Annotated in this window: 18 protein-coding genes; 8 read left to right on the forward strand and 10 right to left on the reverse strand. The window is 59.8% G+C overall.

Annotated elements, in window-relative coordinates:
• Positions 1 to 722: 722 nt before the first annotated feature.
• From BFL40_RS12135 to BFL40_RS12165, 7 genes are all read right to left on the reverse strand, one after another.
• Positions 723 to 1931 carry an amino acid deaminase gene (locus tag BFL40_RS12135; RefSeq protein WP_071484216.1) on the reverse strand — a complete coding sequence of 403 codons (1209 nt, stop codon included), beginning with the start codon at positions 1929 to 1931 and terminating at the stop codon, positions 723 to 725.
• Between the two features lie 9 nt (positions 1932 to 1940).
• Entirely contained in the window at positions 1941 to 2705 is a 765-nt protein-coding gene (locus BFL40_RS12140; RefSeq protein WP_071484217.1) for an IclR family transcriptional regulator, read from the reverse strand.
• 133 nt (positions 2706 to 2838) lie between these two features.
• The gene (locus tag BFL40_RS12145; RefSeq protein WP_017737239.1) at positions 2839 to 3228 is read right to left on the reverse strand and encodes a RidA family protein; all 390 of its coding nucleotides are present in this window, start codon (positions 3226 to 3228) and stop codon (positions 2839 to 2841) included.
• 15 nt (positions 3229 to 3243) lie between these two features.
• Entirely contained in the window at positions 3244 to 4026 is a 783-nt protein-coding gene (locus BFL40_RS12150; RefSeq protein WP_071484218.1) for an amino acid ABC transporter ATP-binding protein, read from the reverse strand.
• On the reverse strand, positions 4023 to 4685 hold the full coding sequence (locus BFL40_RS12155; protein ID WP_071484219.1) for an amino acid ABC transporter permease: 663 nt from the start codon (positions 4683 to 4685) through the stop codon (positions 4023 to 4025). Before BFL40_RS12155 ends, BFL40_RS12150 begins: the two co-directional genes overlap by 4 nt.
• Positions 4686 to 4695: 10 nt before the next feature.
• Positions 4696 to 5358, reverse strand: a complete 663-nt coding sequence (locus tag BFL40_RS12160) for an amino acid ABC transporter permease (RefSeq protein WP_071484220.1) — start codon at positions 5356 to 5358, stop codon at positions 4696 to 4698.
• Between the two features lie 52 nt (positions 5359 to 5410).
• Positions 5411 to 6259 (reverse strand): transporter substrate-binding protein, encoded by an 849-nt coding sequence (locus BFL40_RS12165; protein ID WP_017135917.1) that lies wholly within the window; start codon positions 6257 to 6259, stop codon positions 5411 to 5413.
• 554 nt (positions 6260 to 6813) lie between these two features.
• Between BFL40_RS12165 and BFL40_RS12170 the strand changes: the two genes are divergently transcribed.
• Entirely contained in the window at positions 6814 to 7230 is a 417-nt protein-coding gene (locus tag BFL40_RS12170; RefSeq protein WP_071484221.1) for a thioredoxin family protein, read from the forward strand.
• Here BFL40_RS12170 and BFL40_RS12175 read toward each other — a convergent pair.
• The 3 genes from BFL40_RS12175 to rpiB form a co-directional block, all read right to left on the reverse strand.
• Complete coding sequence (locus BFL40_RS12175) at positions 7160 to 8725, reverse strand: TerC family protein (RefSeq protein WP_071484222.1); 1566 nt, start codon at positions 8723 to 8725, stop codon at positions 7160 to 7162. The two genes, BFL40_RS12170 and BFL40_RS12175, sit on opposite strands and share 71 nt — an antisense overlap.
• A 439-nt stretch (positions 8726 to 9164) precedes the next feature.
• Positions 9165 to 10145 (reverse strand): sugar-binding transcriptional regulator, encoded by a 981-nt coding sequence (locus BFL40_RS12180; RefSeq protein WP_071484223.1) that lies wholly within the window; start codon positions 10143 to 10145, stop codon positions 9165 to 9167.
• A gap of 63 nt (positions 10146 to 10208) precedes the next feature.
• On the reverse strand, positions 10209 to 10670 hold the full coding sequence (gene rpiB, locus BFL40_RS12185; RefSeq protein WP_071484224.1) for a ribose 5-phosphate isomerase B: 462 nt from the start codon (positions 10668 to 10670) through the stop codon (positions 10209 to 10211).
• 283 nt (positions 10671 to 10953) lie between these two features.
• On the opposite strand from rpiB, the gene BFL40_RS12190 reads away from it, so the two are divergent.
• Genes BFL40_RS12190 through dhaL form a run of 7 tightly spaced genes read left to right on the forward strand, consistent with a single transcriptional unit; the run spans position 10954 to position 18133 of the window.
• Positions 10954 to 12441, forward strand: coding sequence for a sugar ABC transporter ATP-binding protein (locus tag BFL40_RS12190; RefSeq protein ID WP_071484225.1), 1488 nt, complete (start codon positions 10954 to 10956; stop codon positions 12439 to 12441).
• Positions 12438 to 13415: an ABC transporter permease gene (locus BFL40_RS12195; protein ID WP_071484226.1), complete on the forward strand. Its 978-nt coding sequence runs from the start codon at positions 12438 to 12440 to the stop codon at positions 13413 to 13415. Before BFL40_RS12190 ends, BFL40_RS12195 begins: the two co-directional genes overlap by 4 nt.
• Positions 13416 to 13472: 57 nt before the next feature.
• Positions 13473 to 14480: a substrate-binding domain-containing protein gene (locus BFL40_RS12200; protein WP_071484227.1), complete on the forward strand. Its 1008-nt coding sequence runs from the start codon at positions 13473 to 13475 to the stop codon at positions 14478 to 14480.
• Between the two features lie 49 nt (positions 14481 to 14529).
• Complete coding sequence (locus BFL40_RS12205; protein WP_071484228.1) at positions 14530 to 15285, forward strand: SDR family oxidoreductase; 756 nt, start codon at positions 14530 to 14532, stop codon at positions 15283 to 15285.
• A gap of 26 nt (positions 15286 to 15311) precedes the next feature.
• On the forward strand, positions 15312 to 16427 hold the full coding sequence (locus tag BFL40_RS12210) for an MDR/zinc-dependent alcohol dehydrogenase-like family protein (protein WP_071484229.1): 1116 nt from the start codon (positions 15312 to 15314) through the stop codon (positions 16425 to 16427).
• 56 nt (positions 16428 to 16483) lie between these two features.
• Entirely contained in the window at positions 16484 to 17485 is a 1002-nt protein-coding gene (locus BFL40_RS12215; RefSeq protein ID WP_071484230.1) for a dihydroxyacetone kinase subunit DhaK, read from the forward strand.
• A 3-nt stretch (positions 17486 to 17488) separates the two neighbouring features.
• Positions 17489 to 18133 (forward strand): dihydroxyacetone kinase subunit DhaL, encoded by a 645-nt coding sequence (gene dhaL / locus BFL40_RS12220; RefSeq protein WP_071484231.1) that lies wholly within the window; start codon positions 17489 to 17491, stop codon positions 18131 to 18133.
• Positions 18134 to 18203 lie beyond the last annotated feature (70 nt).

An 18203-nucleotide genomic window follows, 5' to 3' on the forward strand; every position in this document is an offset into this window, starting at 1 on the left:
GGCACGGCTGCGCGGGTCGCCGCGATGGGCCATCCCTGGCCCAGCGCGGCTAAACCGGCATCCTTGCCGGTTTACCCGCTCCACCGTGCCTACTTGCGGCCAGCGTGGTTAATGGGGCGCCTGAGATCAAGATCAAAAAGATCAAAAGCAGAGCACGGCGGCCTGAAAGCCGACCTGAGTGGTGTAGATCAAAAGCGGTAAAACATGTGCGCGAGCAAGCCCGCTTCCACATTTTTAATCTCCATACATCAGGGAAACTGCAATCTGCCCTGCTTCTGATCTGGCTTTTGATCCACGCCACTCAGGTCGGCTTTCAGGCCGCCGTGCTCTGCTTTTGATCTGCTTGTGATCTTGATCTCAGCCGCCCCATTAACCACGATGGCCGCACGCAGGCTTGAATCCGTGGGTAACCCGGCAGGACGCCGGGTTAGCCACGCTGGGCCAAGGATGGCCCATCGCGGCGGCCCACGGATTCAAGCCGGAGTGCGGGCACACCGAGCCACAGCGAGGTGCCGAGTGGTGGGGCAAGAGCGTTTTGGTTACTTTTGCGCTGTTCAAAAGTGACCCGCCGTAAGGGCGGAACCCATTTCAGCCGTTACCACACCAACGGATATGTACTCAATCTACCTAAGAAAAATGGCCCACCCGAAGCTCCCTCCCCACGGTTTAGCGCAATTCCAAGAGATGTGTAGATACCCATGCTGCGATGGGAACGACCCGGTCTAGAAACAGGTATGCAGAGACTCAATCACCTGCAGTTGCTCATCCACCAGGCAGCCCACTTGCCACTTGTCGAAAGTCAGGCATGGGTGGGAGGTGCCGAACGAGATGATGTCGCCAATGCGCAGTTCCACACCCGGCGCCACCGTCATGAACGCATGCTGGTCCATCACTGCAGTCACCTTGCAGGCGCTCACATCATCACCTTCAGCCGGAACAATACCCGCCTTGTAACGCTTGAGCGGCACCGGCAAACCAGCGTCGTAGGCCACGTCGCGCTTGCCCAGGGCAATCACCGCAAAACCTGGCTCGGGCAACGATTGCACGTGAGCCCAGACTTCCAGTGCCGGGCGCAGGCCTTCGTTGAGGTCACTGCGACGGTCGAGCACACAGCATTGCGCCTCTTTGTAGATACCGTGGTCATGCGCCACGTAACTGCCAGGGCGCAGCACACTGAGGAAACGACCGGCGGCGTTTTGGGTTTCGAAGGACTCGGCGATCAGGTCATACCAGGCCGAACCTGACGCAGTAACGATGGGTTTTGGCAGGTCAAAAGAGCCGTTGTTTTGCAGGTCGACCGCTAGGCGTACCAGGCTGGCGGCGAACTCACGGATGCCGCTGATAGCGTGCTCGCCATGGATCACGCCTTCATAACCTTCGATACCGGTAAGGGCCAGGGCCGGCTGGGCCTTGATCGCCTTGGCCAGGTCGCGCACTTCTTGCTCGCTGCGGCAACCGCAACGGCCACCGACCACGCCGTACTCGATCATCACATTCAAGCGCAGGCCACGGGCAGCAAAAAACAGGCCGAGATCGGCGACGTTATCCGGGTGGTCGACCATGCAATGGAAGTCGAAATCCTTATCCGCCAGCAGGTCGGCGATCAATTCCATGTTCGGCGCGCCAACCAGTTGGTTGGCCATCAGTACGCGGCGTACACCACCGGCATACGCAGCGCGAGTCTGCACCGCATTGGCCAAGGTTATGCCCCAGGCGCCTTGGGCGATCTGGCGCTGAAACAGCGCCGGCATCATGCTGGTTTTGCCATGGGGCGCGAGTTCTGCGCCGCTGTTGCTGACGAATGCCTGCATCCAGCGAATGTTGTGCTCCAGGGCATCGCGGTGCAGTACCAGGGCCGGCAGGCTGACGTCACGGACCAGGTGGGCACCGACGGCGGCGGCGCCTTTTTCAACGGCGTTGATGGCAGACATGGAAAACTCCTATTCGTTGATGCGACGGGCCAGGTTGTTGGCGCTGTCGATCAACACCCGGCGATAGTCGTTGTAATGGTTGATGGCATCGGCGCGTGGGGCGACGATACACAAGGTCGCAATGCTGATGCCTTGCGCGTCCCGGACGGGGGCCGCAAAGCAATGGGTGAAGGTGTCGGCCACGCTGTCGAAGGAGAAAAAGCCATCGAGGGTGGCCTGACGGATTTGCGCCAGAAAGGTTTCCAGTGGCAGGCGCTGGCCGTCGGGCAGGATGAAATCGTCGTGGTCGATCAGGTCAATGATCTGCTGGTCGCTCAGGTGCCCCAGCAGCAAACGCCCGGACGCGGTCCACGGGATCGGCGCGTTTTCACCGATGTCCGAGGAAATTCTGAAGTGCCGCTCACCTTCACGCATCAGCGCCACCGTGTATTTGCGCCCGTTGAGCAGGCACATCTGCGCGGTTTCGTGGGTCTGGCTGACAATTTCCTGCAAGGCGTGGTCGGCCTCGCGGGTCAGGTCGAAATGACGCAGGTGGGCCTGGCCAAGAAAGTACAACTGGCGGCCGAGGTAGACGTGACCGTCCTTGCCCACCGTTTCCAGGATACGTCGCTCAAGCAAGGACGCGACCAATTCGTAGACGGTGGATTTGGGGCTGCCGATGCCGCTGGCAATATCATTCGGGCGCAGGGGCTGGCCGATTTCCTTGAGGAAATCGAGGATATCGAATGCGCGATCGAGGCCTTTGGCGCGGCGTTTGATGGTGTCTTCGGTCATGGCAGTGTCGGTTCCGTTACAGATGATCGTTCCCACGCTCTGCGTGGGAATGCATACCGTGACGCTCTGCGTCACAGAAGCGGATGCAGAGCATCCAGAGCGGCGTTCCCACGCTGAGCGTGGGAACGATCATTTAGCCTTTTTTCTTATAGGCCACGCAATCAATCTCAACCTTGCAATCGACCATCATATTGGCCTGCACGCAGGCGCGCGCCGGGGCGTGTTCCGGAGTGAAGTATTCGCCGAACACCTTGTTGAAACTCCAGAAGTCTCGTGGGTCTTCCAGCCACACGCCCACGCGCACCACGTCTTTCAACTCGTAGCCGGCCTCTTCAAGAATTGCCACCACGTTGCGCAAGGTCTGGCGGGTTTGCTCGACGATCCCGCCGCTGATGATTTCACCGTCCACCGCCGGCACTTGGCCCGAGACGTAGAGCCAGCCGTCGGCTTCCACCGCACGGGCGAAAGGACGTGGCTGGCCGCCGCCGGCGGTGCTGCCGGTGCCGTAACGAGTAATGCTCATAAAAATAACTCCTGATTAAAAACGAATATTCTTCAAAAATTCCGCCAGGCGCGGCGACTGTGGGCGCTCGAAGATGTCCTTCGAGCTGCCCTGCTCTTCGATGCGACCCTGGTTCATGAATACGATTTTGTCAGACACTTCATAGGCAAAGCGCATTTCGTGGGTGACCAGCAACATGGTCATGCCCTCTTCCGCCAGGCCCTTGATCACGCTGAGCACTTCGCCCACCAGTTCCGGGTCGAGGGCCGACGTCACTTCATCAAACAGCATCAAGCTGGGGTTCATCGCAATGGCGCGGGCAATCGCCACGCGCTGTTGCTGGCCGCCAGACAACTGACCGGGAAAGTGATTACGACGCTCCAGCAAGCCCACACGGTCCAGCCATTTTTCCGCCAGGGCCACGGCTTCGTCCTTGCCCATCTTTTTAACCTTGAGCAGGCCAAGGGTAACGTTTTGCAGCGCGGTCAAATGCGGGAACAGGTTGAATTGCTGGAACGCCATGCCGGTCATCGCGCGGTGCTGGGAGATCACGCGTTCCGGGTGGCGCACGCGCTTGCCGGCGATTTCGCTGTAGCCGATGGACTCGCCATCCAGAGTGATCTGCCCGCCCTGGAATTCTTCGAGCAGGTTGACGCAACGCAACAGCGTGGTCTTGCCCGAGCCGCTAGAACCGATCAACGTCACCACGTTGCCGCGCTGCATGGACAGGTCGACGCCCTTGAGCACTTCCACTTGGCCGTATTGTTTACGCAGGCCGCGAATGTTCAGCAGCGGTTGGTCTGTTTGAGGTTGGTTCATGGCAAGGCCACCCGCTTTTCAATGTAACGCCCGAATAATTCAATGGCGTAGTTGATGACAAAGAACAGAAACCCGGCGAACAGGTAGAACTCCAGGGTCATGAAAGTGCGCGCGATCACTTGCTGAGTGCTCAACAGCAACTCGGCCACGCCGATCACCGAAAGCAAGGTCGAGGCCTTGACGATTTCCGTGGAGGAATTGACCCAGGTCGGCAGGATCTGGCGCAGCGCCTGGGGCAACAGCACATAGCCCAGGGACTGGTAGAACGTCAGCCCAATCGCCTTGCTCGCTTCGAGTTGCCCACGGGGAATGGCTTGCAGCGCGCCCCGCACGATTTCCGAGACGTGGGAGCCGCAAAACAGCGTCAGCCCGACGGCACCGGCCTGGAACGCGGTGATTTGCCAACCGAGCGCCGGCAGCATGTAGAAACACGCCAACACCAGCACAAACACCGGCGTGCCACGAATCAGATCGACGTACAAACGAAACGGCGCGCGCATCCAAAATTTGCCGTAGGTCAGGATCAGCCCGGCGAAAATGCCGATCAGCGTGCCAAAAATAATGGCCAGCACCGAGCAATAGATACTGGTCTGAAACCCCGCCCAGAGCGTATCCCGGGCGATCCACAACTCATGCAACCAGCTGGGGGACTCGTACATGGAACCCTCCTTAACGACGGATCGCCAGACGCTGTTCCAGGTAACGGAGCAGCATGGCAATGAGGTAACAGGCAGCCACGTAGAGCGCGGTCGTAACCATCCAGGTTTCGATCACCCGGTAGCTTTCGACGTTGATCTTACGGGCGTAATAGGTCAGCTCCGGCACCGCGATGGCGGCCGCCAGCGAGGTGTCCTTGAACAGCGAAATAAAGTTGTTCGACAGCGCGGGCAGCACGTTGCGCAGCATCACCGGCACGGTGATGTAGGCGCGGATACGCCACTCGCCCAAGCCGATAGCCAGCCCGGCCTCACGCAAGCCCTTGGGAATATTCAACAGCCCGGCACGGAATACTTCGGTCAGATAGGCACCGGCGTACAACGACAAGGTGATGATGAAGGAAGGGATTTTGTCGAGGCGAATCCCCAGGCTCGGCAGCGCAAAGTAGATCAACAGGATCAGCACGAGGATCGGCGTATTGCGGATCACCGTCACATACACCGAGGCGAAGACTCGCAGCGCGCGGTGTTTGGACAGCATGGCAAACGCCATCAGCAGGCCGATCACGCAGCCAATCGCGATCGACAGCAAAGCCAGTTCAAGGCCCAGGCCGAGTCCCGCCAGCAAACTGGGGAAATCGCGCCAGACGGCGGCAAAGTTCAACTGATAGTTCATGGTCGGCAGTACCTAAAGCGGGGCGCAAAACGCTGCGCCCCCGGTTTACACATCACTTGAATTCAACAGGGAAACCAATCGCAGGCTCTGGCAGGTCTACACCGAACCATTGTTTGAACGAAGCCTTGTACGCTGGGAATTCCACACCCGTCATGGCTTCATGCAGCGCCGTGTTGACGAAGTTCAGCCAGTCCTGGTCGCCACGCTTGACCGCGCACGCATAGGTTTGCGGGCTCCAGGCGTAGGTTGGGCTGCGGTAGCGGCCTGGGTTCTGCACCATCAGGTATTTGACCGAGGACTGGTCGGTGGCCGCAGCATCGGCGCGACCGGAGTTCACGGCCTGGTACATCAGGTCAACGCTGTCGTACTGGTCGACCTTGGCCTTGGGCAATGCCTGGTGCACCAGTTCTTCGGCGTAGACGTTTTGCAGCACGGCCACGGTGACGCCATCACCCGCCGCTTGCAGGTCTTCGATCTCTTTGTACTTGCTGTTGTTCGGCAGCAGCAGGCCCACGCCTTCGCGGTAGTACGGCAGGGTAAAGGCAACCTGCTGCGCACGGCTGGCGGTGACGGTGATGAACTGGCAACTCATGTCGACCTTGTCGGTCAGCAGGTTGGGAATCCGTGCGTCGGACGACTGCACCACAAACTCGACCTTGCTCGGGTCGTTGAACAATCCTTTGGCCACAATGCGGCCGATGTCGATATCAAACCCCTGCAACTTGCCATCCGCTCCCTGGAAGTGCCACGGCGCATTGGTACTGCCTGTACCCACGATGAGATGCCCACGCTTGAGCACATCGTCGAGCTTGCTGTCCGCCGCGTGCACAACGCTTGCGAGGGAAGCCGATGCGGCGAAGAGAAAAACACACGCTTTAAACACGGAAGGTCGGTGATGCATGACAAGCACTCCAGGAGTTGTGTATTCCGCTATACCGGAACTTAGTATGTAACAACGGAATAGACAGCAGAAAGTGTGCCACACGAAGCAGCAAAAAAACATGACGGGGATAAAGTTGTTTTAAATCAATTAGATAAATATTCAGCTGGCACGAGGCGCTATGCCAGCAGCCGCAATCATGTTGCTACTCAAGACCCCACACGGCGGTGACAGTTGGATGCCGTGCACCACGACGGCGTTACCGTGCACCGTGGCTGTTCTCTGTGGCGAGCGGGCTCGCTACGAGGTTTTCTTGCCACAGGTGTGTGGCTGTTTTTGGGCTGGGCTAGGCTGGGGGAATATCTGTCTGTAGGAGCCTGGTGTGATGAAGTTAAGCCTTCTGGTTGTTTTGCTGTGTTGTTACGGCCTCGACCAGCAATGACCGGCACGAATGCAAGGAACGTGAGGGTGATGCGTGAGCGTGTCTACCTGTGAAGGTTGACAGTAGACGGTGGTGATCTCGCGATTTAGCGTACTCGGAGCAACCCTTCCGACCAGCGCACAAGGAGATCATCATGGGTATCGCAAACGCGGTCATCAACGACCACAACGAATACCAACAAATGCTGGATGAACACCCACTGGTTATCGCGTTGTTTACTGCTCAATCCTGCCACGCCTGCATGGGGGTTGCGCCACGCTTTAATCGCGCCGCCGAAGTGCACGAGGGGCGTGTAAAAGGCCTGATCCTCGACACCGCCCAAACCCCAAAAATCGACGGGGTGAGCGGCACGCCGACCCTAGTGGTGTACAAAAATGCCCAGGTGGTCGACAACATCAAAGGGGTTGTCGACCCAGAGTATCAAGACAGCTACTTTGAACAGCTGTTTATTCACTACGCCAACGGTCACTCGGGGTCGTTTACATTCGACCTGCCACAGGTACCAACAGCACCTGCGTCACCCGCCGCTCCTCCACTGCCGCCACGGTGAGGCGCCAGCCTTCATGCTCCAGGCTGTCGCCCACCACCGGCAAACGGTCCAGCAGGCTCATCACCAGACCCGCAAGGGTCTGGTAATCCTCGGTAGCAACGGCTTTGAAGCCGGTGCGCTGACGAACCAGGTTCAGATTCAACGCGCCATTGGCACGAAAACCCTCACCCTCCTCGACGATATCCGGCCCTTCGATTTCGCTGGCATCCGGCAATTCACCGGCGATGGATTCAAGGATGTCGGTCATGCTCAGCACACCCATAAAGTCGCCGAATTCGTTGATCACGAACGCGATGTGGGTCGACTCCTGGCGCATTTGCTCCAAGGCGTTGAGGATCGAAAAGCTTTCCAGCAGGTTGACCGCCCGGCGCGCCAGATGCTCCAGGTTCGGCTCATTGCCCGCCAGGTACTCCTTGAGCAATTCCTTCTTGTGCACAAAGCCCAATGGCTCATCGACAGCGCCGTTGCGGATCAACGGCAGGCGCGAGTAGGACGAATGCATCAGTTTCTGGCGGATCGTCTCGGGATCGTCCGCCAAATCAATACAATCCACCTTCGCCCGCGGGGTCATCAAGCTGCGGATCGGTCGCTCGGCCAATTGCAGCACACCGCTGATCATCACGCGCTCACGTCGGTCAAACAGCGGACCTCGGTTCGCATCCGGCTCGCCCAGCAGGTCCGCCACCTCTTCACCGACTTCTTCCACGGCCAGGCTGCGACCGCCCAGCAAGCGCATCACCGCATGGGCGGTACGCTCACGTATCGGCAACACACCTTGCGCCGACTTCTTGCGGCGAGCCCGGGCAATTTGGTTGAACACTTCGATCAGAATCGAGAAACCAATCGCTGCATACAGGTAGCCCTTCGGAATGTGGAAACCCAGGCCTTCGGCGGTCAGGGCGAAACCGATCATCATCAAAAAGCCCAGGCACAGCATGATCACCGTCGGGTGGGCGTTGACGAAACGGGTCAGCGGCTTGCTCGCAACAATCATCAGGCCGATGGACACGATCACCGCGATCATCATCACCGCCAGTTCATCGACCATGCCCACGGCGGTAATCACTGCGTCGAGGGAGAACACCGCGTCGAGCACCACGATCTGCGCCACGATCGGCCAGAACATCGCATAGGCCACATTGCCCGAACGCTGCGCCACATGACCTTCAAGGCGCTCATGCAACTCCATGGTGGCCTTGAACAACAGGAACACACCACCAAACAACATGATCAGGTCACGGCCGGAGAAGCTCTTGTCAAACACCTCAAACAACGGCTGAGTGAGGGTCACCAACCAGGAAATACTTGCCAACAAGCCCAGGCGCATCAGCAATGCCAGGGACAAACCGATCAACCGCGCACGATCGCGCTGCTCCGGCGGCAGCTTGTCCGCCAGGATCGCAATAAACACCAGGTTGTCGATACCCAGCACCAGTTCCAGCACAATCAAGGTCAACAGGCCGAGCCAGGCCGTTGGATCCGCCAACCATTCCATTTAAAGAGTCTCTGTATTCAGGTTTTCAGAATGCCGGGCACGGCAATGCGCGGTCAGTGGACCGGGACAAGGTTAGCAGTCGGAATACGGGGTGCTTCAGAGGGAACAGCGGCAGCGGATGTCTTGGGGAAAGACGACTGGGAGGCTCCGAGAGGGTGTTCATGCAAGTCCTGCAATGAGAAAAGGACTTGAATCGTACAGGCGAAATACAAATTTCCTACAATGCAAAACTATTACAAGATCTGTAGCCCACGCCAAACACCTCCGGTAGCACTTGTTTCCTGTGGCGAGCGGGCTTGCCCCGCGCTGGGCTGCGTAGCAGCCCTATCAGGAACGCTGTGGTTTTCCTGTTAAACCTGCGTGGCAGGCTCTGGGGCCGCTTCGCAGCCCAACGCGGGGCAACCCCGCTCGCCACGCAAAGCCCTCTCGCCTCGATAAATCAGGACTTGCGGGTGGCGTCGTCGAGCGCGAGGATCGTATGCGCATTCGTCACCGTGGTTGCCAACGTATTGATCACCCCCGAGCGCAACGCGCCAAGCGTCGCCGCCGCCTTGGTGTTCTCACTGGCAATTGCCACCACATCAGGAATGCGAAACAACTCCTGCACCGTCAGCCCGATCACCCGCCCTTGAATAGCGTTGACCGCAGGCTGCCCGTGAATGTCGATAAAGTCATAGCCCATCATGTCACCCACCGTGCCGGACAACCGCGCCTGAGCGATTTCCTGCGGTGAAAACCAGCCCATGCGCACCATGTTGCTGTTCTCACTCATATCGCCAATACCAATCAGCGCAATATCGGCGCGGCGCGCACGATCAAGCGTCGAGCGCACCGTGTCGTTATTGATCAGCACACTGCGCAATTCCGGGTTGGCCACCAAAGCTGGGGCGTACAAACTTTCACTCTCACCGCCAAAGCGCAGGGCCAGGCGTCGGCAAATGTGGTCGGGGTTCATGTATTCGCCCGCCTTGAGCGAACCGCCGATGGCACAGACAAATGTGCAATTGCGCGTCACCGGCAGGAACACGTTATCCGCCACTGCGCCCACGTTACGCCCCATGCCCACCGCGACGATCATGCCGTCACTCAAGGTCTTGTTCAGGTAGTTGGCCACCAGGCTGGCGACGGCCGAACGCTGGGTATCCGGCTCACTGTGATCGACGGCAATCAACGCGCGGTCGAGCTTGAAGCGCTCCACCAGCGCCTGCTCCAGCTCGTTGTTCATCGCCGGGTGCTGCAACACGCGCACCTCGACAATCCCTTCATCGCGCGCACGTTTGAGCAAGCGACTGACTTTCGCTCGCGACAGGTCGAAGCGCTTGGCGATGGCTTCCTGAGTGACGTTCTCGAGGTAATAGAGCATCGCCACTTCGGTCATCTGATCGATATCACTGGCCATGCGCTGGGTACTGTCACTCATGGGGACGGGCTTCCGTTTCGGCGTCAAAGGCGCATTCTCCCGACTCTTGCCCCGTCCCGTCCACTACTGATGCCCATCGCGCTCGATCGCATTGATACGGTCGACCTTGGCCCCGGAACGCGCTGCCTCGAACTCCGATTCCAGGAACGCCTTGACGATGCTTTTGGCCAGCTCTGCGCCGATCACCCGCGCACCGATGGACAGGATCTGCGCGTCATTGCTCTTGCGCGCGCGCTCCGCCGAATAGGTGTCATGGGCCTGCGCTGCACGAATGCCCAGTACTTTGTTGGCTGAAATAGCCATGCCAATTCCCGTGCCGCACACCAACACCCCCAGCCGCTGTTGCCCGGCATTGATAGCAGTGGCCACCGCCAGGGCGATGTCCGGGTACAACACCGGCGCCGTGGAGTGAGTACCGAAGTCGGTCACCGGGTAACCCAGTGCCTCGATATGGCGCTTCAACAGCTCTTTGAGCTCAAAACCCGCTTCATCGCATCCGATAGCCACCGGGAAAGGTGTGTTCATGGCGTCTGGCTCCGCTGCCGTGATCGTACTTATGACTGATCATATGATCATTCAGTGAAATTTCGCTCAGTCATTTCTCAGGCATTCACCCCTTTATGTCAAGCAGGTTTTAACTGACCTCACAGTCAAAGCAGCCTAAAAGGGCTTTATTGGCACGCAAGATGAGATTTACACCTTTTAAGTGAAAGAGATTGACTGATCAGAATTTCATTTGATACACATATGCTCACAGCGAAACATGACTGTGCGACCTAATAAGAATTCACAGCACGAGGACACGCCGATGGCCACGCCATTACTGCTCCAGGCTGAACACGTCGCCAAGGCTTACGCCGGGGTCCCTGCCCTGCGTGACGGGCGCCTCTCTCTGCGGGCCGGCAGCGTCCACGCCTTGTGCGGCGGCAATGGCGCAGGCAAATCGACTTTCCTGAGTATTTTGATGGGCATCACCGCGCGTGACGCCGGGACCATCCTGCTCAACGGCACACCCGTACGGTTCAACCGCCCAAGCGAAGCCTTGGCGGCGGGGATCGCGATGATCACCCAGGAGCTGGAACCCATCCCCTATATGACCGTCGCCGAAAACATCTGGCTGGGCCGCGAACCGCGTCGCGCCGGTTGCATCGTCGACAGCAAGACCCTCAACCGCCGCACCCGCGAGCTGCTGGAAAGCCTGGAATTCGACGTCGACGCCACCAGCCCCATGCACCGCCTGAGCGTGGCGCAGATCCAACTGGTGGAAATCGCCAAGGCGTTCAGCCATGACTGCCAAGTGATGATCATGGACGAACCCACCTCCGCCATCGGCGAGCGTGAGGCTGAAACACTGTTCAAGGCCATCCGCCGCCTCACCGCACGCGGCGCCGGCATCGTGTATGTGTCCCACCGCCTGAGCGAACTGGCGCAGATCGCCGACGACTACAGCATCTTTCGCGACGGGGCTTTTGTGGAAAGCGGACGCATGGCCGACATCGACCGCAACCACTTGGTGCGCGGCATCGTCGGCCAGGAACTGACGCGCATCGACCACAAGGTCGGCCGCGAATGCGCGGCCGATACCTGCCTGCAAGTCGACAACCTGAGCCGCAACGGTGAGTTCCACGACATCAGTCTGCAACTGCGCCAAGGCGAAATTCTCGGCATCTATGGCTTGATGGGTTCAGGGCGCAGCGAGTTTCTCAACTGCATCTACGGCCTGACGGTCGCGGATTCCGGCAGCGTCACCCTGCAAGGCAAACCCATGCCGATCGGCCTGCCCAAAGCCACGATCAACGCCGGCGTGTCGCTGGTTACCGAAGACCGTAAAGACAGCGGCCTGGTGCTGACCGGCAGCATTCTGTCGAACATTGCACTGTCGGCCTACAAACGCCTGTCGAGCTGGTCACTGATCAATGCGCGCAAGGAAACCCAGTTGGCCCAGGACATGGTCAAGCGCCTGCAGATCAAGACCACGTCACTGGAACTGCCGGTGGCCTCCATGAGCGGCGGCAACCAACAGAAAGTGGTGCTCGCCAAATGCCTGTCGACCGAGCCGGTGTGCCTGCTGTGCGACGAGCCCACCCGAGGCATCGACGAAGGCGCCAAGCAAGAGATCTATCACCTGCTGGACCAGTTCGTACGCGCCGGTGGCGCCGCCATTGTGGTGTCGTCGGAAGCCCCGGAACTGTTGCACCTGAGCGATCGCATCGCTGTATTCAAAGGCGGCAGGCTGGTGACCATCAGCACTGACACCGCTCTTTCCCAGGAAGCTTTATTGAGTCTTGCCTCATGAATGCCAAAACCATCGCCCCACCCATGACCGCCCCACCGCGCAATCGTCTGCGCCTGTCCCTGGACCGTTTCGGCTTGCCGCTGGTGTTTATCCTGCTGTGCGTGGTGATGGCGTTTTCCAGCGAATACTTCATGACCTGGCGCAACTGGATGGACATCCTGCGCCAGACCTCGATCAACGGCATCCTCGCCGTAGGCATGACCTACGTGATCCTGACCAAGGGCATCGACCTGTCGGTGGGCTCGATCCTGGCGTTTGCCGGATTGTGCAGCGCGATGGTCGCGACCCAGGGTTACGGCCTGCTCGCCGCCGTCAGCGCCGGGATGTTTGCCGGGGCGATGCTCGGGGTGGTGAATGGCTTTATGGTCGCCAACCTGTCGATCCCACCGTTCGTGGCCACCCTCGGCATGCTCAGCGTCGCGAGGGGCATGACCTTCATCCTCAATGACGGCAGCCCGATCACCGATTTGCCCGACGCCTACCTGGCGCTGGGCATCGGCAAGATCGGCCCGATTGGCATCCCGATCATCATCTTCGCCGTGGTCGCACTGATCTTCTGGATGGTGCTGCGCTACACCACCTACGGCCGTTATGTGTATGCGGTGGGCGGCAATGAAAAGAGCGCGCGCACCTCCGGCATTGGGGTGCGCAAGGTGATGTTCTCGGTGTACGTGGTGTCGGGCTTGCTCGCCGGACTGGCGGGTGTGGTGCTGTCGGCACGCACCACCTCCGCCCTGCCCCAGGCCGGGGTTTCCTATGAGCTGGACGCGATCGCCGCGGTGGTCATCGGCGGCACCAGCCTGTCGGGCGGCACCGGGAGCATCGTCGGCACGCTGTTTGGTGCGCTGTTGATCGGGGTGATCAACAACGGGCTGAACCTGCTCGGCGTCTCCTCCTATTACCAGCAGGTCGCCAAGGGCCTGATCATCGTGTTCGCCGTACTGATCGACGTGTGGCGCAAGAAAAAACGCTAGTCGCTTTGCCTCGAAAAATGAACTGAACGACCCACAACAATAAGCGGAGTTCTCACCATGAAACCTGGAATGTCTTTGGCTGCCGTCGCGGCCCTCTCCCTGCTCGCCAGCAGTATTGCCCTCGCGGCCGATGGCAAGACCTACAAAATCGGCGCCGCCGTCTACGGCCTCAAGGGCCAGTTCATGCAGAACTGGGTCCGCGAGTTGAAGGAGCACCCGGCCGTCAAGGACGGCACTGTGCAGTTGACCGTGTTCGACGGCAACTATGACGCCCTGACCCAGAACAACCAGATCGAAAACATGGTGACCCAGCACTACGACGCCATCCTGTTCGTGCCGATCGACACCAAGGCCGGCGTGGGCACCGTGAAGCAAGCCATGAGCAACGACGTGGTGGTCATCGCCTCCAATACGAAAGTAGCCGATGCCTCTGTGCCCTACGTGGGCAATGACGACGTGGAAGGCGGCCGCCTGCAGGCACAAGCCATGGTCGACAAGCTCAACGGCAAAGGCAACGTGGTGATCATCCAGGGTCCGATTGGCCAGTCGGCGCAGATCGACCGGGAAAAAGGCGAACTGGAAGTGCTGAGCAAGCACCCGGACATCAAGATCATCGAGAAAAAAACCGCTAACTGGGACCGCGCCCAGGCCATGACCCTCACCGAGGATTGGCTGAACGCCCACCCCAAAGGCATCAACGGCGTGATCGCGCAGAACGACGACATGGCACTGGGCGCTGTGCAAGCGCTGAAATCCCATGGGCTGTCCTCCAAGGACGTGCCGGTGACCTCCATCGACGGCATGCCGGACGCGATCCAGGCAGCGAAAAAAGACGAGGTCACCACCTTCCTGCAAGACGCCCAAGCCCAATCCCAAGGTGCGCTGGATGTGGCGCTGCGCGCACTGGCCGGCAAGGACTACAAGCCGCAGTCGGTGATCTGGGAGCGCTATGCCAAGGACGTGAAATGGGGCGATGGCACCGCCAAGAACTACATCCTGCCCTGGGTGCCGGTAACCAATGCCAATGCGGATGCGCTGTACAAACAAGTCAGCGGCGGTAAGTAACCTGATCGTTCCCACGCTCCGCGTGGGAACGATCATAGAGGAGTCATTCATGTCTGGATTCTGGAACCAAGCCTTCGACCTCACCGGCCGTTGCGCGGTGATCACCGGGGGGGCCGCCGGGATCGGCCTGGCCTGTGCCAACTTGCTGGTGGAACGCGGCGCCCGCGTAGCGCTGCTCGACCGCGACCCGGCAGTGGCGCAAGTCGCGGCCAGCCTGGGCGCCGGGCATCTGGGCATTGCCGTCGACCTCAGCCAAATAGACCAGGTACAACACACCATCGACACGGTTTTCGAACACTTCCAGCGCCTGGATTACCTGATCAACAGCGCCGGTGTCGTCCTGCTGGACAAAGCCATCGACATCAACGAAAGCGCCTGGGACATCACCCTGGATATCAATCTAAAGGCCAGCTTCTTCGTCGCCCAAGCCTGCGCCAAACACATGCTGGCCCAGGGCAGTGGGCGCATCGTCAACCTCGCCTCCCAAGCCGCCGTGATTGGCCTGGACCGCCACGTTGCCTACTGCGCGAGCAAGGCGGCGATCGTCGGCATGACCAAGGTGTTGGCCATGGAATGGGCGCCGCAGATCAACGTCAACGCCATCTCCCCCACCATCGTCGAAACCGCGCTGGGCAAGAAAGCCTGGGCCGGTGAAGTGGGCGAACGCGCCAAATTGCAGATCCCGGCAGGCCGCTTTGCGCAACCGGAAGAAATCGCCGGGCTGGCGTTGTACCTGCTCAGCGATGCCGCCCAGATGATCACCGGCGCGAACATGGTGATCGACGGCGGCTACAGCATCCAGTAATTCATTTTTTGTCGTGAGGTTTTGTCATGTCCACCGTCACCGAACGTACACCTGAACAACTGTCCCCGACTATCCCGAAGACCATGCAGGCGGTGGTCTGCCATGGCCCGGAAGATTACCGCCTGGAAACCGTCGACGTGCCTACCCCAGGACCCGATGAAATCCTCACCAAGGTTGAGCTGTGCGGCATCTGCATGGGCGACATCAAGACCTATCGCGGCGCGCCCTCGTTCTGGGGCGATGCCGAGCAACCGCGCTATGTGAAACCGCCGATGATTCCCGGGCATGAATTCGTGTGTCGCGTGGTCGCCCTGGGCCCAGGCGCAGAGAAACGCGGGGTGAAGGTCGGCGACCGGGTAATCTCCGAGCAAATCGTGCCGTGCTGGGGCTGCCGTTTCTGCAACCACGGCCAGTATTGGATGTGCCAGAAGCATGACCTTTATGGTTTCCAGAACAATGTGCAGGGCGCCATGGCTCAGTACATGATCTTCACCAAGGAAGGCATTATCCACAAAGTGCCGGATTCCATTGCGCCGGATGAAGCGATCCTGATTGAACCGCTGGCGTGCTCGCTGCACGCGGCGGAACGCGCCAACGTGGATTTTGACGATGTCGTAGTAGTCGCCGGCGCCGGCACCCTGGGCCTGGGAATCATCGGCGCGGTGCGCATGCGCAACCCGAAAAAGCTCATTGTGCTGGACATGAAACCCGAGCGCGCCGCCCTCGCCCTGCGTATGGGCGCCGATGAAGTGTGGAACCCGGCCGAGGTGGACGTGCTGGCCAAGATCCGCGAGATTACCGAGGGCTACGGTTGCGACATCTATATCGAAGCCACCGGGCATCACAAGGCGGTAAACCAAGGCTTGGCGATGCTGCGCAAGTTGGGACGCTTCGTCGAATTCAGCGTATTTAATGACGAAGCCACGGTGGACTGGTCGATTATTGGCGACCGCAAGGAACTGGACGTACTGGGCTCGCACTTGGGGCCGTATATGTACCCACGCGCCATCGACTTTATCGGCAATCGCAAGATCGATATGCGCGACGTGGTGACCCATAAGTTTGCGCTGGCGGATTTCAAGGAAGCCTTTGCGGTGATGGAGCGCGGGGACAAGTCGCTGAAGGTAGTCCTCGAACCTTAAGAACACATATTGGGTTGTCATCGCTCATATAGAACAAAAACACAGGAACCCGCGTTATGAATCGAGTCATCAACGATCCGGACCAAGTGGTCGAGGATATGCTGCGCGGCATCCTGGTCGCGCACCCTGAGTTGCGCCAATACGAGTCCAACCCACGGGTCATCGGCAAGGCCAAGCCGTCCGGGCAAGGCCGCGTCGGTATCGTCACCGGCGGCGGTTCCGGCCATGAGCCGGCCTTTCTCGGCTATGTCGGCCCAGGCCTGGTGGACGCCGTGGCCGTCGGCGAGATTTTTTCTTCGCCCACCGCCAAGAGCTTTTTCGACGCCTTCCGCGCCGCCGATCATGGCGCGGGCGTGGCCTGCCTGTACGGCAACTACGCCGGCGACAATATGAACGTGAAGCTGGCAATGAAGATGGCCGCCAGCAAAGACATGCGCATCCGCACCGTGGTCGCCAACGACGACGTGGCCTCCGCGCCCAAGGCCGATATTGCCAAGCGGCGCGGGGTGGCCGGGGAAATTTTCATGTGGAAGGTCGGCGGTGCGGCTGCCGCCCAACATTACGACCTGGACGGCGTGATTCGTGTCGCCCAGAAGGCCGTCGATCACTGCCGCTCGATTGGGATCGGCCTCACGCCCTGCACCATTGCCGCGGTGGGCAAGCCGAACTTCCAGATCCCCGACGGCCAAATGGAGCTGGGGATCGGCCATCACGGCGAACCGGGTATCGAAGTCATCCCCATCGAGTCCGCCGCCGCCATGGCCGAACGCATGCTCGCGCCGATCCTCGCCGACCGTGATTTCAGCAAGGACGACAGCATCGTGGTGCTGGTCTCCGGCCTTGGCGCCACGCCGGTGATGGAGCTGTACATTTTCTACGCCGAGGTGGAGCGCCAGCTCAAGGCCAAGGGCTTGAAGATTCACCGCTGCTACGTGGGCAACTATTTCACCTCCCTGGAAATGATGGGCGTAACCCTGACCCTGCTCGGCCTCGACGCGGAGCTTAAAACCCTGATCGACCAACCCTGCCGTTCCATCGGCATGACCCAGGCGGAGTGAACCATGAGCCAGCATTTTTCCACCCGCGACGGCGGCGCCATCGTGACCGATCTGGTCAGCGTGATCGTGGCCAACCGTGAGTACCTCAGCGAAATCGACGGCGCGATTGGCGACGGCGACCACGGCATCAACATGGCCAAGGGTTTCGCCCATTGCGGACGCACCATCGAGGGCCGTCAATTGACCTTGGCCGAAGCGCTGGACGAGCTGACTTTGAGCTTGATGGAAGGCATCGGCGGCTCCATGGGGCCACTGTATGGCAGCCTGTTTATCGGCATGGCCGATGAAGTGCGCAGCAGTGACGACATCGACGCCGCAACCTTTGCCCACCTGCTGCGCGGTGGCTTGACCTCGTTGCAGGACATTACCGAGGCAGGTGTGGGCGACAAGTGCCTGATGGACACGCTGATCCCGGCGGTTGAAGCCTTTGAGCGAGCGCACGCTGGCGGAGCCTCTTTCAATGATGCCCTGGAGTCGATGAAAATCGCCGCCTCACAAGGGCGCGACTCAACCAAGGACCTGGTGGCAAAAATCGGCCGAGCCAGCCGTTTGGGCGAGCGCTCACTGGGGGTGCTGGATGCAGGGGCAGTGTCGTGCTGCCTGATCCTCACGCGCCTGGCGGACTCCGTTCAGCCCCGCCTCACCTGACCCAAACCCGCGTAGCAGCTGTCGAGCCCTGGCGAGGCTGCGTCGGGCGCGCCTCGATTTTGAATCGGTA

The organism is Pseudomonas costantinii (assembly GCF_001870435.1).
Taxonomy (GTDB): Bacteria; Pseudomonadota; Gammaproteobacteria; order Pseudomonadales; family Pseudomonadaceae; genus Aquipseudomonas; species Aquipseudomonas costantinii.